The following is an 18381-nucleotide window of genomic DNA, read 5'->3' as shown; positions in this document are numbered from 1 at the left end:
TCGTAGCAGCGCGGCCGGGTGGGAGGGCTGCGCGGCCGGTCCGGGGATCGGCCCCGGTCTCGTCAAGCGTCTGCCGGCCGGATCTTCCGGGGTGACCGTCACGGTTATGGGCAGGTGGTGGGGGTGGGGGACCTACTTTGGAAAAGTAGTGTTCTGACACAAGGGGGGCGCGCGGCACTGCGAAACGCAACTTTCCCAAAGTAGGTCCCCCACACCCCCTCTCTCTTCTTCTCTCCCGGCCGGGGCCGGGAGATCCGGTCGGCAGACGCTTGACGAAGCCGGGACCCATCCGCGAGCGGACCGCGCACCCCTCCCACCCCTTCAGCCGGCGGCACGCTGCGACGAACAAGTCCGCACCCGGCCGCGAAGCCGGACGCCCCAAGGACCCGTCCCCGTGAGCCCCGCTTCGTGGCCGCCCGGTCGTCTTCCTTCTCGCGGTGGAGGGACGGGTGTCAAGGGTGAAGCGAAGCGGAATCGGCGCAGCCGACGCGCAGCGCAGCGGAGCGCCCTTTACACCCGGCCCGGAACCGCCAACCTCGGGACAACCGGGCGGCCCCGGTACGAACACCACCACCGGGTCGGCGGAACGGGGCGCGGAGGCTCGCGGTCCGCTCAAGAAGGGGTGGAGTTTACCCAGCTCAACCAGGAGCCATGCGTCACGCGGCCACTTTTTCTTACCCTATCGGGCTGAACTTTTGTTGATCGTGGGTCAGTTGGCCCCTGCCTCGCCCTACCCTTCAAAGGGTGAACCAACTGATGTCACGAGAGTCCGAGGCCGACCTGCCCGGGGAAGCAGGTGGGGAAGCCGTGCTTCCCGGCGCGCTCCCCGACGACCTGCGCGCCGAACTCATCGCCTTCCGACGCGACTTGCACATGCACCCGGAGCTCGGCAACCAGGAGTTCCGTACCACCGCCGCCCTCAAGGCCCGGCTCGAACTCGCGGGTCTCAAGCCCCGCGTACTCGACATCGGTACGGGACTCGTATGTGACATCGGTATTGAGCAGAGCGGTGAGCGGGAGAGCGGCGGCGCTCGGCCCATGCTCGCCCTACGCGCCGACATCGACGCGCTGCCCATCCCGGACACCAAGCTCGGCGTTCCGTACCGCTCCACCGTGCCCGACCGCGCCCACGCCTGTGGGCACGACGTGCACACCACCGTGGTGCTCGGCGCCGGGCTCGTCCTCGCCGAGTTGGCCAAGAAGGGGCAACTCCCGCATCCCGTACGGCTGATCTTCCAGCCCGCGGAGGAGGTCCTGCCCGGAGGTGCCCCCGACGCCATCGAGTCCGGAGTGCTCGAAGGGGTAGGGCGGATCATCGGCGTGCACTGTGATCCCCGGGTCGACGCGGGGCGGATCGGGCTGCGGCACGGCGCCATCACCTCCGCCTGCGATCGGCTGGAGGTGTCGCTGGACGGGCCGGGCGGGCACACCGCCCGCCCCCACCTCACCACCGACCTCGTCACCGCCGCCGCCAAGATCGTGACGGACGTACCGGCTCTCGTCGCCCGTCGTATCGATGCCCGGTCCGGGCTCGCGGTGACCTGGGGCCGGATCGAGTCCGGGCATGCCTGCAACGTCATCCCGCAGCACGCGGAGCTTTCCGGGACCGTCCGCTGCCTCGACCTCAAGGCCTGGCGGCAGGCGCCCGACCTCGTACACGGCGCCATCCAGGAAACCGCCGATCTCTACCGCGCCAAGTCCGAGGTGAATTACATCCGGGGTGTCCCGCCGGTCGTCAACGACCCTGATGTGACCGACCTGTTGCACCAGTCCATGGAGCGGCGGCGCGGCGCGCACTCCGTCGAGGACACCGAACAGAGCCTGGGGGGAGAGGACTTCAGCTGGTATCTGGAGCATGTTCCCGGCGCCATGGCCCGCCTCGGCGTCCGTACGCCCGGCGAGCGCGCCGTCCGCGACCTCCATCAGGGCGACTTCGACGCGGACGAGTCGGCGATCACGGTCGGCGTCGAGCTCTTCACCGCCGCCGCGCTCCTCGACGCCGCGCGGTAGCCGAGGCCGCCGCGGGCCCGCTATGGGCCGGTTGCGCCGGACCCGTTCATCCGGACGTAACCGGCCCTCGGCACGAATAGGTAACGGCAGTGCGAAACCCCGTTCCCCTCCCTTTCTACGCGCGTTACTGTGCGCCGCAATCAGCGCCGTCAACGGCGCGTCGGGGAACGTAAGGGGTGCGTCCTATGCGTTTGCGTCGTGGATCAAGGATTTCCCAACTGGCCGTCGTCGTGGCGTCTCTCGCCCTCGCCGCATCGGCGTGCGGCAAGACCAGCAACGAGGCCTCGGAGGACGAGGGTGACGACAAGGGTGGGTCGTCGTCTTCCGAGTACAAGGGCAAAGGCATAGGCCTCGCGTACGACATCGGCGGTCAGGGCGACCAGTCGTTCAACGACGCCGCGTACTCCGGCTACGAGAAGGCCCGCAAGGACTTCAAGATCGGCGGCGTGGACATGGAGCCGGGCGACGGCGAGTCCAGTGCCGACAAGACCCAGCGCCTTGAGCAGCTCGCTCGGCAGGGCTACAACCCCGTCATCGGCGTCGGATTCGTCTATGCGCCCGCCGTGAAGGAAGCCGCCAAGAAGTTTCCCAAGGTCACGTTTGGGATCATCGACGACAGCACGGTGAAGGCCGACAACGTAGCCGATCTTGTGTTCCACGAGGAGCAGGGTTCTTACCTCGCCGGTGTCGCTGCCGCCAAGGCGACCAAGGTCGATCACGTCGGATTCATCGGCGGTGTGGACATCAACCTCATCCACAAGTTCGAAGCCGGCTTCGTGCAGGGCGTGAAGTCCGTCGACCCGAAGATCAAGATCGAGAAGCGGTATCTGACGGAGAAGCCCGAGGAAGGCGGCTTCGCCAGCCCCGACAAGGGGCAGAACGCGGCGAGCGGTCAGATCGAGGCGGGCGCCGACGTGCTGTACCACGCGGCGGGGCTCTCGGGGCAGGGCGTCATCCAGGAGGCCGGCTCGCAGAAGGTGTGGGCCATCGGCGTCGACTCCGACCAGTACAAGCAGAAGGCGCTCGCCAAGTACAAGGACTACATCCTCGGGTCCGCCCTCAAGGACGTCGGCGGCGCCGTCTACGACCTGACGAAGTCGGTCGTCGAGGGCAAGCCGATGACGGGCGAGCAGCGCTACGACCTGAAGTCGGGACGTGTCGGGTTCGCCGACTCGAATCCGAAGTACACGGCGATGAAGGACGTGGTCGCAGCCGTGGAGAAGGCCAAGAAGGACATCGTCGACGGCAAGGTCACCGTCAAGACCGTTCCGTAGCAGTCCGCAGGCAGAGGGCAGGGAGTCCCACAGGCCGGAGCGGCCGGGGAAACCCTGCCCTTTGTCATGCCGCCGCAACGCCCTGTGCATGGCGCCGCAACCTCGCGGCCACAGCTCGATAACGGACGGGACAGAAGGGTTCTTATGTCAGGTCTACGCGCGTTACGCTGCGGCGAAATCAGCGCCAGGTGAGGCGCTCGTACGTGCTTGTGCTTGCTTGTACAAAGGAGTTCCTCTCTATGCGCCGCGTTTCCAAGATCGCAGCCGCGAGCGTCGCGACCGCCGCCCTCGCCCTCTCCGCCACCGCCTGCGGTGGCACGTCCAGCGACGCCGCCGGCTCCAAGAGCGACGGCAAGGGCAAGGGCGTCGCCATCGCGTACGACGTCGGCGGCAAGGGCGACCAGTCCTTCAACGACGCCGCGACCGCCGGCATGGACAAGGCCGCCAAGGACCTGAAGGTGGGCTCCAAGGCCGTCGAGCCGACCGACGGCGAGTCCGACGCGGACAAGGCGCAGCGCCTCACGGAGCTGGCCAAGCAGGGCTACAACCCGGTGATCGGCATCGGCTACGCCTACGCGCCCGCCGTGAAGGAGGTCGCCGAGAAGTTCCCGAAGGTCACCTTCGGCATCGTCGACGACGCCACCATCAAGGCGGACAACGTCTCCGACCTGGTCTTCAACGAGGAGCAGTCCTCGTACCTGGCGGGCGTCGCCGCGGCCAAGGCCACCAAGACCAAGACCGTCGGCTTCATCGGCGGCGTGAACAACAACCTGATCCGCAAGTTCGAGGCCGGCTTCGTCCAGGGCGTCCAGGCCACCGACAAGTCGGTCAAGATCAAGCGCCAGTTCCTCACCGAGAAGGCCGAGGACGGCGGCTTCTCCAGCCCGGACAAGGGCAAGGAAGGCGCCAGCGGCCAGATCGAGGACGGCGCCGACGTGGTCTACCACGCGGCCGGTCTCTCGGGTCAGGGTGTCATCGAGGCCGCCGCCGCCGAGAAGGTGTGGGCGATCGGTGTCGACTCCGACCAGTACAAGCAGAAGGCCCTGGACAAGTACAAGAAGTACATCCTGACGTCGGCGACCAAGGACGTCGCCGGTGCGGTGTACAACCTGACCAAGTCGGTCCAGGATGGCAACGCCAAGGGCGGCGTGGTCCGTGCGGACCTGAAGTCCGGTGGCGTCGCGCTCGCCGACTCGAACCCCGAGTTCAAGAAGATGAAGGACCTGCAGGCCGAGCTGAAGAAGGCCGAGCAGGGCATCATCAGCGGCAAGATCAAGGTCAAGATCACGCTGTAACAACAGACCGCGCTGCCACTGCAGCCCGCGCTGTTACAGCGAAGTCACTGCCGCGGAACGGGGTGTGGGGGACGATGGTTCCCCCGCGCCCCGTTCGCGCGGCCGACACCTCAACTCCCGTTGAACCAGGGGCGCTACGCGCGTAGGTGGCCCCTTTCCTTAAGACTCCCGAGGACTCCCGAGGAGAGTGCGCCATCGACGCGTCCACTAGTCCCGACAAGGGCACGACCACCGCCCAGGCCACCGCCGTCGAGCTCGACGGCATCACCAAGCGCTTCCCGGGCGTGGTGGCCAACCATGACATCCGCCTGAGCGTCCGCAAGGGCACCGTGCACGCCCTCGTCGGCGAGAACGGCGCGGGCAAGTCGACCCTGATGAAGATCCTCTACGGCATGCAGAAGCCGGACGAGGGCACCATCACGGTCGACGGCGAGCAGGTCAGTTTCTCCAGCCCCGCCGACGCCATCGCGCGCGGCATCGGCATGGTGCACCAGCACTTCATGCTCGCCGACCAGCTGACCGTCCTGGAGAACATCGTTCTCGGCAGCGAGAAGCTGCACGGCATCGGTGGCGCGGCCCGCCGCAAGATCGTGGAGATATCCGAGCGGTACGGCCTCGGGGTGCGCCCCGACGCGATGGTCGAGGACCTCGGCGTCGCCGACCGGCAGCGCGTGGAGATCCTCAAGGTCCTCTACCGGGGCGCCACCACGCTGATCCTCGACGAGCCGACGGCCGTGCTCGTGCCGCAGGAGGTCGACGCGCTCTTCGACAACCTGCGCGAGCTGAAGTCCGAGGGCCTGTCCGTCATCTTCATCTCCCACAAGCTGGGCGAAGTCCTGTCGGTGGCCGATGACATCACCGTCATCCGGCGCGGTACGACGGTGGGCACGGCGGTCCCGTCCGAGACGACGCCGCGGCAGCTGGCCGAGCTGATGGTCGGCAGCGAACTGCCCACTCCCGAGACCGCCGAGTCGACGGTCACCGACCGCCCGATGATCCAGGTCGAGAGCCTCAAGCTGCTCGCCGACGGCGAGTCGGGCCGCGCGCTCCTCGACGACATCTCCTTCACCATCCACGAGGGCGAGGTCCTCGGCCTCGCGGGCGTCGAGGGCAACGGCCAGACCGAGCTGATCGACGCGCTCATCGGCCTCAAGCACGCGGACTCCGGAGTGATCCGGATGGCCGGCCAGGACATCACCGCCGAACCGACGCGCAAGCGCCGCGAGGACGGCATCGGCTACATCCCCGAGGACCGCCACCGCCACGGCCTCCTCCTGGAGTCGCCGCTCTGGGAGAACCGCATCCTCGGCCACGTCACCGAAAAGCCGAACGCCAAGGGATTCTGGCTGGACCCCAAGGGCGCCCAGGCCGACACCCGCCGCATCGTCGCGGAGTACGACGTCCGTACGCCCGGCATCGACGTCACCGCGGCCTCCCTCTCCGGCGGCAACCAGCAGAAGCTGATCGTCGGCCGCGAGATGAGCCACAAGCCGCGCTTCCTGATCGCCGCCCACCCCACCCGCGGTGTGGACGTCGGCGCGCAGGCCCAGATCTGGGACCAGATCCGCGAGGCACGCCGTGAGGGACTCGCCGTACTCCTGATCTCGGCGGACCTCGACGAGTTGATCGGCCTCTCCGACACCCTCCGCGTGATCTACCGCGGACGGCTCGTGGCGGACGCCGACCCGGCCACCATCACGCCGGAGGAGCTCGGTTCGGCGATGACCGGCGCCGCCTCGGGCCACCTGGAACACATAGAAGAAGGCCCCGAAGTGCCGGAGGACGAGGCCCGATGAAGAAGTTCGACAAGGAGCGGGTGCTCCTCGCGGTGGCCGGACCGGTCATCGCGCTCATCGCGGCCGTGGCGCTGACCTCGGTCGTGCTGCTCGCATCGGGCAAGAGCCCGATCGAGCCGTACACCCTGATGTTCGAGCAGGCCACCTACTCCGACATCCAGGTCCTGATCATCAACCAGGCCGGCATGTACTACCTGGCCGCGCTCGCGGTCGCCGTCGGCTTCCGGATGAACCTCTTCAACATCGGCGTGGACGGCCAGTACCGCCTCGCCGCGATGGCCACCGCGGTCGTCGGCGCGCATGTCGCCCTCCCCGCGCCCCTCCAGATCCCGCTCCTCATCCTGGTCGCCATGCTCACCGGCGCCTTCTGGGCGGGCATCGCGGGCATCCTCAAGACCACCCGCGGGGTCAGCGAGGTCGTCGCGACGATCATGCTCAACGCCATCGCGACGAGCCTCATCGGCTACCTCACCCTCACCGAGAACTTCGGCGTCCCGGTCGGCAACAACCAGACCACCGGCGAGATGTCCGAGTCCGGCTGGTTCCCCGGCATCAGCATGGGCGAGTCCGGCGAGATCTACGGCTTCGTCGTCATCGCCGCGCTCGCCGGCGTCCTGTACTGGCTGATCCTCAACCGCACCCGCTTCGGCTTCGACCTGCGCGCCACCGGCGCCTCCCAGTCGGCCGCCGCGGCCTCCGGTGTGAACGCCAAGCGCATGGTGCTCAGCGCCATGCTGATCTCCGGCGCGGTCGCGGGCCTCGCGGGCATGCCGATCCTGCTCGGCGACGTCCACACCTACAGCCTCAGCTTCCCCACCGGACTCGGCTTCACCGGCATCACCATTGCCCTGCTCGGCCGCAACAACCCGGTCGGCATCGCCTTCGCCGCGCTGCTCATCGCCTTCCTCGACAAGGCGTCGCCCGCTCTCGACTACGCCACTCCGGTCGCGTACGACAAGGAGATCGCGGTGATCATGCAGGGCCTCATCGTGATCGCGGTCGTCGTCTCCTACGAGGCCGTACGCCGCTGGGGGCTCCGTCGCCAGCAGCAGCGCGTCGGTGAGGAACTGGCCGCAGCAGCCCGCGCCAAGGGCAAGGGCAACGGCAACGGCAACAACGACACCGTGAAGGAGGTGGCTGCCCGATGAGCTCGGCAATCGTGGCCAAGCCCCCGGCCAAGCAGCCCGCGCCGGGCCGCCGCCGCATCTCGCTCCCCATACTCCTGCTGGTCATCGCGGGTGTGCTCGTCCTGACGTCCGTGGTCCGCATGATCACCGACGCCGACGGCATCACCTCCACGGGCCAGATGTCCACGGCCCTGCGCCTCGCGGTGCCGATCGGCCTCGCGGGCCTCGGCGGCCTCTGGGCCGAGCGCGCGGGCGTCGTCAACATCGGCCTCGAAGGCATGCTCATCCTCGGCACCTGGTTCGGCGCGTTCGCCGGCTACCAGTGGGGCCCGTGGGTCGGCATTCTCTTCGGCATCCTGGGCGGCGCGATCGGCGGTCTGCTGCACGCGATCGTCACGGTCACCTTCAACGTCAACCACATCGTCTCCGGTGTGGCCATCAACATCCTCGCCCTGGGCGCGACCCGCTACCTCTCCACCTTCGCCTTCGAAGGCAAGGAGGGCGGTACGTCCAAGCAGTCGCCGCCCGTCGAATCGCTCGGCAGCTTCTCCGTGCCGGGCCTCTCCGACTGGCTGCAGGACCTCAACGAAAAGCACTGGTTCCTGGTCTCCGACCTCGCGGGTCTGCTCGGCGGCCTGTTCACCGACCTCTCGCCGCTCACGGTCATCGCCGTCGCGATGGTGCCGCTGAGCTGGTGGGTCCTGTGGCGTACGGCGTTCGGCCTGCGCCTGCGGTCCTGCGGCGAGAATCCGGTGGCCGCCGAGTCCCTCGGCGTGAACGTCTACAAGTACAAGTACCTGGCAGTGATCATCTCGGGCGGTCTGGCCGGCCTCGGCGGCGCGTTCCTGTCGCTCGTCGCCTCCAACATCTACCTGGAGGGCCAGACCGGCGGCCGCGGCTACATCGGCCTCGCCGCGATGATCTTCGGCAACTGGATGCCGGGCGGACTCGCGCTCGGCGCGGGCCTGTTCGGTTACACCGACAGCCTGAAGCTCCGGGGCGGCGGCACGAACGTCCACGCCCTGCTCCTGCTGCTCGCGATCCTGCTGGTCATCGGCGCGATCTACCTCCTCTGGCGCAAGCGCTACATCCCCGCGGTGATCACCGCGGCCGTCTCGGCGCTGATGTTCGCGTGGTACGGCTTGACCGACGAGGTGCCCAACCAGGTCGTCACCGCGACGCCGTACGTCGTCACGCTGCTCGTGCTCTCGCTCTCCGCCCAGCGGCTGCGGATGCCGAAGGCGGACGGCCAGCCCTACCGAAGGGGACAAGGAAAGTGACCGACACCGACTGGGACGCGCTGCGGGATGCTGCGCGCGAGGCCATGTCCCGTGCGTACGCGCCCTACTCAGGCTTCCCGGTCGGTGCCGCGGCCCTCGTGGACGACGGCCGCACGGTGTCGGGCTGCAACGTGGAGAACGCGTCGTACGGCCTGGGCCTGTGTGCGGAGTGCGGCCTGGTGTCGCAGCTCCAGCTCACCGGCGGCGGCCGCCTCACCCACTTCACCTGTGTGGACGGCAAGGGCGAGATCCTGATGCCGTGCGGCCGCTGCCGCCAGCTGCTGTACGAGTTCGGCGGCGCGACGCTCCTCCTGGAGACGGCCGCCGGTGTCCGCACCCTGGGTGAGATGCTGCCGGACCCGTTCGGCCCGCAGCACCTCAACTGACATACGGCCTCTGCCTGTTGCTTCGCGGCGGGCGGGGGCCGTCTTCACTTGGTGACTCTATGCGCGTAGAGTCACTCAATCTCAATCTCAGTCTCACGCTCACCGTTTTAGGCGCAAAGGGGTTATGCCATGGACGTCATCTCCGTTATCCGCACGAAGCGGGACCGCGGTGAATTGAGCGACGAGCAGATCGACTGGGTCATCGACGCGTACACGCGAGGCGTGGTCGCCGATGAGCAGATGTCGGCCCTCGCCATGGCGATCCTGCTGAACGGCATGAACCGCCGCGAGATCGCCCGCTGGACGGCCGCGATGATCGCGTCCGGCGAGCGCATGGACTTCTCGTCGCTCTCCCGCCCGACGTCGGACAAGCACTCCACGGGCGGCGTCGGCGACAAGATCACGCTGCCGCTCGCGCCGCTGGTCGCGGCCTGCGGCGCGGCGGTCCCGCAGCTGTCGGGCCGGGGCCTGGGCCACACGGGCGGCACGCTGGACAAGCTGGAGTCGATCCCCGGCTGGCGCGCCCTCCTCTCGAACGAGGAGATGCTCTCGGTCCTGGACGGCGTGGGTTCCGTGATCTGCGCGGCGGGCGACGGCCTGGCCCCGGCGGACAAGAAGCTGTACGCGCTGCGGGACGTGACCGGCACGGTCGAGGCGATCCCGCTGATCGCCTCTTCGATCATGTCGAAGAAGATCGCCGAGGGCACGGGCTCGCTGGTCCTGGACGTGAAGGTGGGCACGGGCGCCTTCATGAAGAACCTGGAGGACGCGAGGGAACTGGCGTCCACGATGGTGGGCCTGGGAACGGACAGCGGCGTACGCACGGTGGCGCTGCTGACGGACATGTCCACCCCCCTCGGCCTGACGGCGGGCAACGCGCTGGAGGTCCGGGAGTCGGTGGAGGTGTTGGCAGGCGGCGGCCCTTCGGACGTCGTGGACCTGACCCTCGCGCTGGCTCGCGAGATGCTGGACGCGGCGGGGCTGCCCGACGCCGACCCGGCGAAGGCGCTTGCGGACGGCTCGGCGATGGACGTATGGCGCCGGATGATCGCGGCTCAGGGCGGCGACCCGGATGCCACGCTCCCCGTGGCCCGGGAGACGCATGTCGTGACGGCACCGTCGTCGGGCGTCCTGACCCGCCTCGACGCGTACGACGTCGGCGTCGCCGCGTGGCGTCTCGGCGCGGGGCGTGCACGCAAGGAGGACGTGGTCCAGGCGGGCGCGGGCGTCGAACTGCACGCCAAGCCGGGCGCGACGGTGCGTGCGGGTGAGCCTTTGCTGACCCTCCACACGGATACTCCGGAGCGCTTCGACTACGCCTTGCAGGCGGTAGCAGGCTCCTTCGACATCGCCCCCGAGGGCACGGAGTTCTCCCCGTCGCCGATCGTGCTGGACCGCATCGCGTAGGCCCCGCTCGAGACCGCCGCTTCGCGGCGGATCTTTCCCGCCCGCCCACCTGATTGCCCGGCAGCTGCCCGCCCACCCTTTCAGCCCGTCGAGGGGGTCCCCCTGCTCTTTAAGAGCTTGGGGGAGTTTGAGGACGAACTCGGCGGAGCCGGTGATCTACGGCCACCTCGCGGCCGGCGGAGCCGGAACTTTCGGGAAGGGGCGGGGTTGGGGAAAAGCCCCGCAGGGCCTCCCCCTCCACCCCTACCGATGAGTTCCGGCGCCCCGCACGGTCATCCCAACGTGAACCCGACGACGCCGCCGGACCTGACCCTCACCGGCACCCTCGACCGAGAGGCGACGCACCGCCTCTGCGAAGAAGCCCGCGCCATGCTTCAGGCGACCGACGCGGACGTCCTCGTCTGCGACGTCGCAGACCTCGGCCCGCCCGTCCTCGCCGCGATAGACGCCCTCGCCCGCCTCCAGCTCACCGCCCGCCGCGCAGGCGGCCGGATCCGGCTGCGGAACCCGGCCCCGGACCTGCGCGAGCTACTCCACCTCGTCGGGCTCCCCATGGAGATCGAGATGGGCCGGCGCACCGAACAGCGGGAACCACCGCGCCGTGTCCAGGAAGCAGTGGAAGCCCGCGATCCGCCCCTTGCCTGAGATCTCGATGACCTGGATCGCCCATGGCATGAACCCGCCCTTGTCGGGATCGGGCTTGTACTGGGCGAAGCCCGGCGTGCCGTTGACGTCGACCGGGAGCAGCCGGCCGTTCGCACACGTCGCGCCCATCGTGGACATGAAGCCCGTGATGTCCGACGTGCCCCGCAGCCACAGGTCGAACGGGGGCATCGTCATGACGGCGTCTTCGTGCAGCAGCGCCGTCAGCGCCGCCATGTCGTAGCCCTCGAAGGCCGCCACGTACCGCTCGAGGAGCTTCTGCTGCTCGTCGTCCAGGGGGTCGGAGACGGCCGTGTCGTCGGCGGGCCCCTCGGCCAGCGTCGCCCGCGCCCGCTGCAGCGCGCTGTTGACGGAGGCCACCGAGGTGTCGAGGAGCTCGGCCGCCTCGCTGGCCTTCCACGCGAGGACCTCGCGCAGGATCAGCACCGCCCGCTGCTTGGGCGGCAGTTGCTGCAGGGCGGCGACGAAGGCGAGGCGCACCGACTCCTTGGCCACGGCGGCCTCGGCCGGATCGCTGACGGACGGCAGCACCCGCGCGTCCGGCATCGGCTCCAGCCACACATTGTCGGGGCGGGGCGTCAGCGCGGCCTGGGCCAGCGGGGCCGCCGCGGTGAGGTCCATGGGACGTGCGCGGCGGTTGCCCGCGTTCAGCATGTCCAGGCAGACGTTCGTCGCGATGCGGTACAGCCACGAGCGGATGCTGGAGCGGCCCTCGAACTTCTCGAAGCTGCGCCAGGCGCGCACCATCGTGTCCTGCACTGCGTCCTCGGCCTCGAAGGACGAGCCCAGCATGCGATAGCAGTACCCGGTCAGCTCGACCCGGTGCTTCTCCAGCGTGACGTCCAGTTCGGACGTCGTCCCTGCGATTCCACTCATAACCGACCCACCCCTGCGGCTGCCACGAAAGTCCCAGCACTCCGTAAGCTACCGAAGCCCACTGACAATGGCCCCCGGAGTGGGAAAACCCGCAGGTGGGAGGGGTCCCTCGCAGGGTCCTGCGAGGGCGCTCAGTGCGCCGCCACGAGCCCCCGGCGCTCCTGGGCCCGGCGTTCCTGCGCCCGCGCCGCGTGCGATCCCCAGAGGGTGATCGAGACGACGCCGGCCACCGCGAGGAGCCCCAGGGCCACCGTCCCGGCCCAGCCGCCCGAGTGGAAGGCGATCGCGCCGAGCGTGCCGCCCGCGCTGGAGCCCAGGTAGTACGCCGACTGGTAGAGCGCCGAAGCCTGCGCCCGGCCCGTGGTGGCCGTACGGCTCACGGACGAGGAGGCGACGGCGTGCCCCGCGAAGAAGCCCGCGGTGATCAGGACGAGCCCGAGCAGGACCATGACGATCGAGTCGGAGAGGGAGAGCAGCAGGCCGCCCGCGGTCGTGCTCACCGCCAGGTACAGCGCCCCGCGCCGGCCGAGCCGCGCCACCAGCTTCCCGGCGGCGGCCGAGGAGACCGTACCGACGAGATAGACGAGGAAGATCGAGCCGATGATGCCCTGCGGCAGCGAGAACGGCGCCTCGGTGAGGCGGTAGCCGATCACCGTGTAGACCGCGCCGAACACGGTCATGAACAGCGCGCCGATCGCGTACAGCCTGCAGAGCAGCGGGTTCGAGAGGTGCGAACGGATCGTCCTGCCAAGGGCCTTGGGGTTGAGCGAGCCCGGCGTGAAGTGGCGCGGCGCGGGCAGCAGCGCGCGGAAGGCGAGTGCGCACAGCACGGCGATGAGGCCGACGACGGCGAGCGCCCAGCGCCAGCCCCAGGCCTGCGCGACCCAGCCGGTGATGATGCGCCCGCTCATGCCGCCGATGGAGTTGCCCGCGACGAACATGCCAATCGCGGCGACCAGCGCCTTGGGCCGCACCTCCTCCGCGAGGAAAGCCATCGCGGACGCCGGGAGCCCGGCGAGCGCAGCTCCCTGGACGGCGCGCAGCGCGATGAGTACGCCGATGGAGGGCGCGAAGGGAATGAGCAGCCCCACGGTCACCGCGACCGTCAGGGAGACCGTCATCAGGGTCCGCCGCCCGAAGCGCTCGCTGAGTGCGCTCAGGGGCAGTACGAAGAGGGCCAGTGCGCCCGTGGCCGCCGAGACCGTCCAGCTCGCCGTGCTCGCGCTGACGCCGAAGTCGGCGGAGACGAGGGGGAGCAGCGCCTGCGTGGAGTAGAGGAGGGCGAAGGTCGCGACACCCGCGAGGAAGAGGGCGAAGCTCATCCGGCGGTAGCCGGGGCCGCCGGGCGTGAGGCGCGTGTCGGTGGAGTCGGTGGCAGGGGACGACGGGGTGAGGGCGACCGCGTGGGTGACGGACGCCCCGCTACTGGCAGGAGGCATGCATCGAACGTAGGCACCTGCGAATCATCCGTCCAATGCATGAACTGGCCATAATCGTTCCCATGGTGCATGAGGGCAGTTCAGCGAGGCGTCTGTCGCAGAGCAGTTACGCAAAGGACATCGGAAAGAGCGGCGGCGGCCGGGAGGCGGCGGTGCCACCCGCCGAGCTCACGCCGGGCTCCTGGTCGGCACTGCTCTCGCCGCGGCTCGCGTACTTCGCGGGAGTCGCCCGCACCGAACACGTCACGCGGGCCGCGCAGGAGATGCAGGTGCCGCAGTCCACCCTGTCCCGTGCGCTGGTACGTCTCGAACAGGACCTGGGGGTCGACCTGTTCGCCCGGCACGGCCGCACGGTCTCGCTCACCCCGGCGGGGCGGACCTTCCTCGCCTCGGTCGAGCGGGCGCTGGGGGAGGTGGAGCGGGCCGCTGAGTCCGTCCGTGCGGACGCGGACCCGGCGTCGGGCAAGGTGGCCTTCGGGTTCCTCCACACGATGGGGTCGGAGACCGTCCCCGGCCTGATCCGCGCCTTCCGCGCGGACCATCCGCGGATCCGGTTCAGCCTCGTCCAGAACTACGGGGAGGCGATGATCGAGCGCCTGAGGGCGGGCGATCTCGACCTCTGCCTCACCTCACCCGTGCCGGATGCGCCAGACCTCGTGGCCCGTCGCCTGGACGAGCAACGCCTGCGCCTCGTGGTGCCGGACGATCACCGTCTCGCCGCCCGCAAGCGGGTCCGCCTCGCGGAAGCGGCGGACGAGGCGTTCGTGACGCTCGAGCCCGGCTACGGTCTGCGCCGCATCACGGACGACCTCTGCCAGGAGGCGGGCTTCAAGCCGCGGGTGGCGTTCGAGGGCGAGGAGGCGGAGACCCTGCGGGGCCTGGTGGCGGCGGGCCTGGGCGTAGCCCTCCTGCCCCCACCGGCCGTCCCCCGCCCGGGAGTTGTGGAGCTGACGGTGACGGGCCAGCGTGCGGTCCGGGAGATCGGCGTGGCGTGGCTGGACGGCCACCCGGACACACCCCCGGTGGCGGCATTCAAAAAGTTCCTGCTGAGCCGGAGGGGGAGACTGCTGCCGGAGTAGTTCCTCTTCCCCAAGGCCTGCGGCCGGACTGGAAGACCTGCCGGCGGGGCGGGCGGGCAGCTGCGGAGATTCGGGTGGGTGGGCGGGAAAGATCCGCCGCGAAGCGGCGGTGCGGCGGTGCGGCCGACAACGGCGCGTCGGCAGGTTGGAAGCGCTGCCGGGCAATCGGGTGGGTGGGCGGGAAAGGATCCGCCGCGAAGCGGCGGTCCTGAGCGATCAGTGCCGCATCGACACCCCGAAGCCGGAGGCCAACGGCATCCGCAGCCCCAGCGGCGGCGGAGCCGCCAAGGCATCCTCCAGGGGGCGCGCGTACGCGTGGCCGAAGAGGGAACCGAGGACGAAGTCCGAGGCCAGGGCCAGGACTTCGTCCTGGTGCTGGTGCAACCGGTGCCCGTCCGAGTGGACTTCGAACCGGCACACATCCCGGTTCACCTTCTTCGCCCGCTCCGCAAACCGGAACGAAAGCTCAGGATCGGTCCGCTCATCGTTCGTGCCGTGCACGACAAGCACCCGCCGCCCCGCCAGCTGCTTCACCGGTTCGGGCGACGCCGCGACATCGTTCTCGGGGAGCCAAGGGGCCAGCGCGAGGACGGAGTTCACCGCGTCGTGCCCGCCGGCCCGCAGCGCCGCCCGCCCGCCCATGTCCACGCCGACCAGGCAGACGGACACGTCGCCGTAGCGGCGGACGATCTCGTCCGCGGCCCAGTTCGCGTCGGCGGCGAGCTCCGCCTGCGCACCGTTCCACCCGCGGTAGCGGTACCGCACGACGTGCACCGCGAGCCCCTCGTCCCGCCCGTCACGGGCCAGCCTGCGGCCGAGCGCGCGCACCACGCTCGCGGCGATCGGTGGTGGTTTGCGGGCCGAGGTCTCGTGGCCGCCGGGGAGCAGCAGCACCGCGCCGCTGACCGCCGAAGGCCGCGTACCGATCACGCGCCCGAGCCTGGCCGCGCGCACGGAATCGGGCGTCGCTTGCTGTGCCATGACAGAACAGTGTCAGAAGCGATGGTGTACGCCACCCGTCCGCGGGGTCACTGTTACGTATCGACCCGTGAGATCCACCCAGCGATCTACGCGCGTAGGCGCTAGAGTGCCGAGATGACGAGCCAGACCACCAAAGCCGGTCAGACGGACCGCGAAACACCCAGCGCCGAACAGATCCGCCGCGCCCCCAAGGTGCTCCTCCACGACCACCTGGACGGCGGCCTGCGCCCCGGCACGATCGTCGACCTCGCCCGCGAGACGGGGTACGAGTCACTGCCCGAGACCGACCCCGACAAGCTGGGGATCTGGTTCCGGGAGGCCGCCGACTCCGGTTCGCTTCCGCGCTATCTGGAGACCTTCGCCCACACCTGCGCGGTGATGCAGACGAGGGACGCCCTCAAGCGCGTGGCCGCCGAGTGCGCCGAGGACCTCGCCGAGGACGGCGTCGTCTACGCCGAGATCCGGTACGCCCCCGAGCAGCACCTGGAGCAGGGCCTCACCCTCGAAGAGGTCGTCGAGGCCGTCAACGAGGGCTTCCGGGAAGGCGAGCGGCGCGCGAAGGCCAACGGCCACCGCATCCGCGTCGGCGCGCTGCTCACCGCGATGCGGCACGCCGCCCGAGCCCTGGAGATCGCGGAACTCGCCAACCGCTACCGCGACCTGGGCGTCGTCGGCTTCGACATCGCGGGCGCCGAGGCGGGCTTCCCGCCCACCCGGCACCTCGACGCGTTCGAGTACCTCAAGCGCGAGAACAACCACTTCACGATCCACGCCGGCGAGGCCTTCGGCCTGCCCTCCATCTGGCAGGCCCTGCAGTGGTGCGGCGCCGACCGGCTCGGCCACGGCGTACGCATCATCGACGACATCCAGGTCGCCGACGACGGCACCGTGAAGCTCGGCCGCCTCGCCAGCTACGTACGCGACAAGCGCATCCCCCTGGAGATGTGCCCCAGCTCCAACCTCCAGACGGGCGCCGCGACCTCCTACGCCGAGCACCCCATCGGGCTGCTCCGCAAGCTGCACTTCCGGGCGACGGTGAACACCGACAACCGCCTCATGTCCGGCACCAGCATGAGCCGTGAATTCGACCACCTGGTCGACGCTTTCGGTTACACGCTCGACGACATGCAGTGGTTCACAGTCAATGCGATGAAATCAGCGTTCATTCCTTTCGATGAACGACTGGCAATGATCAATGACGTGATCAAGCCCGGTTATGCCGAGCTGAAGTCCGAATGGCTGTTCCGCCAGACCGCTTCGACCAGCACTTCTGTCGGGTCCTAGCAGCAATTCGAGCATTGCGGGCGCGGCCGGGAAAATTAATTCCCGGCCGCGTTTTGCTGTTTGCGGACCGCTCGCTCACGTGTTTACGGTCTTGGACCGCTCAAAAGTCCCCGTCATCAAGGACGCATTGAAGATGAAGCAGTCTGCTGCCAAGACCCTCGGTGTCGCCGCTCTCGGTGCCGCCTTCGCCGCCGCCGGCGCGGGTGCCGCCGACGCCGCCCCGTCGGTGCCGAACGCCACGGCCGCCCTCGGCTCCGCCACCTCGACGCTCCCCGTCGGCGAGGCCGCCACGACGCTGCCCGCCGGTGGCCCCGAGGCCCTGGCCGCCGGTCAGAACGCGCTCGGCACCGCCATGCAGGCCACCGCGCCGACCATGAACCAGCTCGCCAACGGCCCCAAGCTCCCCAACAGCGAGGTTCAGCCCCAGGCTGAGGCCCTGTCGGCCCCCGCCAACCCGCCCTCGGGCCTGCTCGGCGGCCTGCCGCTCGCGGGCCCGCAGACCTCGGGTCTGCCGGTGAACGGTCTGCCGCTCGGCTGACCCTCGCGCGCATCCGCGTACGCCGATGGGGCGCACCCTTTCGCAGGGGTGCGCCCCATCGGCGTACGTATAGAGGCCTTTCACCAGGCTGCCTGCTGGGTCTTGCCCTCCGAGGGGAGCAGCACCCACAGCGCTATGTAGAGGAGGAACTGCGGTCCGGGCAGCAGGCAGGAGAGCACGAAGATCACGCGCATCGTCGTCGCCGACGTGCCGAACTTCCTGGCGAGGGCGGCACACACTCCGCCGATCATCCGGCCGTTCGTGGGGCGGGCAAGGGCGGTCATGGTGGCTCCTTCGTGAACCGTCGGTATGCGAGCTATGAGGTCCGGGGGCGTTTCCCCGATGACTCAAAGCTACGTTCACGAAGCGGGCAAAGCGTCGCTCTACGGTGCGATACCGACCCTGGGAATCGTCGGGGTCGCACCCTGAGAAGCGTCCTCCCGCAGGAGGGCCGCGCGGTCCACCCCATCAGCACGGCGGCGGAGCCTGGCCCTGACGGCGGGCACCACGGCGAGATGCGCGAGAGCCACTCCCACGGTGTTCAGGAACAGCGAGTCGATGTCGACGACCTGCCCCGGCACCCCGGTCTGCAGCAGCTCGATGCCCAGCGAGAGCAGCGCCCCCGCCGCGATCGTGCGGACCAGCGAACCCAGCGGCGACACATGGACCCGCCCGCCGGCGAGCGGAAGCAGCACGCCGAGCGGCGCGAGCAGCAGCAGGCTGCCGCCTATCTGCCGGGCGGCCTGCACGGGACCGAGCGCCAGATCCGCCTTGATGCCGGCGAACGGCTGCAGATTCGCCGCGCTGACCCAGGGCACGTCCAGTGGACGCAGCGTGAACCATCCGACGAGCAGAAGGTGCGCGACGAGGAGGAATCCTCCCGCCGCGCGGAAGCGGATGGCGGCCCCGTGGCCGCCCGAGCCTTGACGCACGTCCCCCTAGACGC

17 protein-coding genes are annotated in these 18381 nt (G+C 69.5%); 12 read left to right on the top strand and 5 right to left on the bottom strand.

Annotated elements, in window-relative coordinates; translation table 11 throughout:
* Positions 1–756: 756 nt before the first annotated feature.
* The 9 genes from AB0G47_RS31840 (at position 757) to AB0G47_RS31800 (ending at position 11220) form a co-directional block, all read left to right on the top strand.
* A complete protein-coding gene (locus tag AB0G47_RS31840; RefSeq protein ID WP_360777081.1) occupies positions 757–2010 on the top strand; it encodes a M20 family metallopeptidase in 1254 nt (417 codons plus the stop codon).
* A gap of 191 nt (positions 2011–2201) precedes the next feature.
* Positions 2202–3284, top strand: a complete 1083-nt coding sequence (locus AB0G47_RS31835; RefSeq protein ID WP_360777104.1) for a BMP family ABC transporter substrate-binding protein — start codon at positions 2202–2204, stop codon at positions 3282–3284.
* A gap of 239 nt (positions 3285–3523) precedes the next feature.
* Positions 3524–4579, top strand: coding sequence for a BMP family ABC transporter substrate-binding protein (locus AB0G47_RS31830; RefSeq protein ID WP_360777079.1), 1056 nt, complete (start codon positions 3524–3526; stop codon positions 4577–4579).
* A 194-nt stretch (positions 4580–4773) separates the two neighbouring features.
* Positions 4774–6375: an ABC transporter ATP-binding protein gene (locus AB0G47_RS31825; RefSeq protein WP_360777102.1), complete on the top strand. Its 1602-nt coding sequence runs from the start codon at positions 4774–4776 to the stop codon at positions 6373–6375.
* The gene (locus tag AB0G47_RS31820) at positions 6372–7523 is read left to right on the top strand and encodes an ABC transporter permease (RefSeq protein WP_360777077.1); all 1152 of its coding nucleotides are present in this window, start codon (positions 6372–6374) and stop codon (positions 7521–7523) included. The genes AB0G47_RS31825 and AB0G47_RS31820 overlap by 4 nt, the downstream gene beginning before the upstream one ends.
* Positions 7520–8782: an ABC transporter permease gene (locus AB0G47_RS31815; protein ID WP_360777075.1), complete on the top strand. Its 1263-nt coding sequence runs from the start codon at positions 7520–7522 to the stop codon at positions 8780–8782. Before AB0G47_RS31820 ends, AB0G47_RS31815 begins: the two co-directional genes overlap by 4 nt.
* Positions 8779–9168, top strand: coding sequence for a cytidine deaminase (locus AB0G47_RS31810; protein ID WP_266870272.1), 390 nt, complete (start codon positions 8779–8781; stop codon positions 9166–9168). The genes AB0G47_RS31815 and AB0G47_RS31810 overlap by 4 nt, the downstream gene beginning before the upstream one ends.
* A gap of 129 nt (positions 9169–9297) precedes the next feature.
* The gene (locus tag AB0G47_RS31805; RefSeq protein WP_360777073.1) at positions 9298–10575 is read left to right on the top strand and encodes a thymidine phosphorylase; all 1278 of its coding nucleotides are present in this window, start codon (positions 9298–9300) and stop codon (positions 10573–10575) included.
* 249 nt (positions 10576–10824) lie between these two features.
* A complete protein-coding gene (locus tag AB0G47_RS31800) occupies positions 10825–11220 on the top strand; it encodes an STAS domain-containing protein (protein ID WP_360777071.1) in 396 nt (131 codons plus the stop codon).
* Here AB0G47_RS31800 and AB0G47_RS31795 read toward each other — a convergent pair.
* Both AB0G47_RS31795 and AB0G47_RS31790 read right to left on the bottom strand, forming a co-directional pair.
* On the bottom strand, positions 11104–12114 hold the full coding sequence (locus tag AB0G47_RS31795; RefSeq protein ID WP_360777069.1) for a sigma-70 family RNA polymerase sigma factor: 1011 nt from the start codon (positions 12112–12114) through the stop codon (positions 11104–11106). The genes AB0G47_RS31800 and AB0G47_RS31795 overlap by 117 nt on opposite strands.
* A 131-nt stretch (positions 12115–12245) precedes the next feature.
* On the bottom strand, positions 12246–13553 hold the full coding sequence (locus AB0G47_RS31790; protein ID WP_360777067.1) for an MFS transporter: 1308 nt from the start codon (positions 13551–13553) through the stop codon (positions 12246–12248).
* 62 nt (positions 13554–13615) lie between these two features.
* On the opposite strand from AB0G47_RS31790, the gene AB0G47_RS31785 reads away from it, so the two are divergent.
* On the top strand, positions 13616–14632 hold the full coding sequence (locus AB0G47_RS31785; RefSeq protein WP_360777065.1) for a LysR family transcriptional regulator: 1017 nt from the start codon (positions 13616–13618) through the stop codon (positions 14630–14632).
* Positions 14633–14848: 216 nt separating this feature from the next.
* Here the strand turns inward: AB0G47_RS31785 and AB0G47_RS31780 are convergent, their stop codons facing one another.
* A complete protein-coding gene (locus AB0G47_RS31780; RefSeq protein WP_360777063.1) occupies positions 14849–15613 on the bottom strand; it encodes an alpha/beta hydrolase in 765 nt (254 codons plus the stop codon).
* A 114-nt stretch (positions 15614–15727) separates the two neighbouring features.
* Between AB0G47_RS31780 and AB0G47_RS31775 the strand changes: the two genes are divergently transcribed.
* Together AB0G47_RS31775 and AB0G47_RS31770 are read left to right on the top strand one after the other, a co-directional pair.
* Positions 15728–16897 (top strand): adenosine deaminase, encoded by a 1170-nt coding sequence (locus AB0G47_RS31775; RefSeq protein ID WP_360777061.1) that lies wholly within the window; start codon positions 15728–15730, stop codon positions 16895–16897.
* Positions 16898–17030: 133 nt separating this feature from the next.
* A complete protein-coding gene (locus AB0G47_RS31770) occupies positions 17031–17435 on the top strand; it encodes an ATP-binding protein (protein ID WP_360777059.1) in 405 nt (134 codons plus the stop codon).
* A gap of 80 nt (positions 17436–17515) precedes the next feature.
* Here the strand turns inward: AB0G47_RS31770 and AB0G47_RS31765 are convergent, their stop codons facing one another.
* Together AB0G47_RS31765 and AB0G47_RS31760 are read right to left on the bottom strand one after the other, a co-directional pair.
* The gene (locus AB0G47_RS31765; RefSeq protein WP_266870281.1) at positions 17516–17719 is read right to left on the bottom strand and encodes a PspC domain-containing protein; all 204 of its coding nucleotides are present in this window, start codon (positions 17717–17719) and stop codon (positions 17516–17518) included.
* Between the two features lie 99 nt (positions 17720–17818).
* A complete protein-coding gene (locus AB0G47_RS31760) occupies positions 17819–18367 on the bottom strand; it encodes a VanZ family protein (protein WP_360777057.1) in 549 nt (182 codons plus the stop codon).
* Positions 18368–18381 lie beyond the last annotated feature (14 nt).

This window comes from Streptomyces sp. NPDC021622 (genome assembly GCF_040640795.1).
GTDB lineage: Bacteria > Actinomycetota > Actinomycetes > Streptomycetales > Streptomycetaceae > Streptomyces.
Note: the sequence above shows the minus strand (reverse complement) of the source record. Positions and strands in the feature narration are given on the sequence as shown.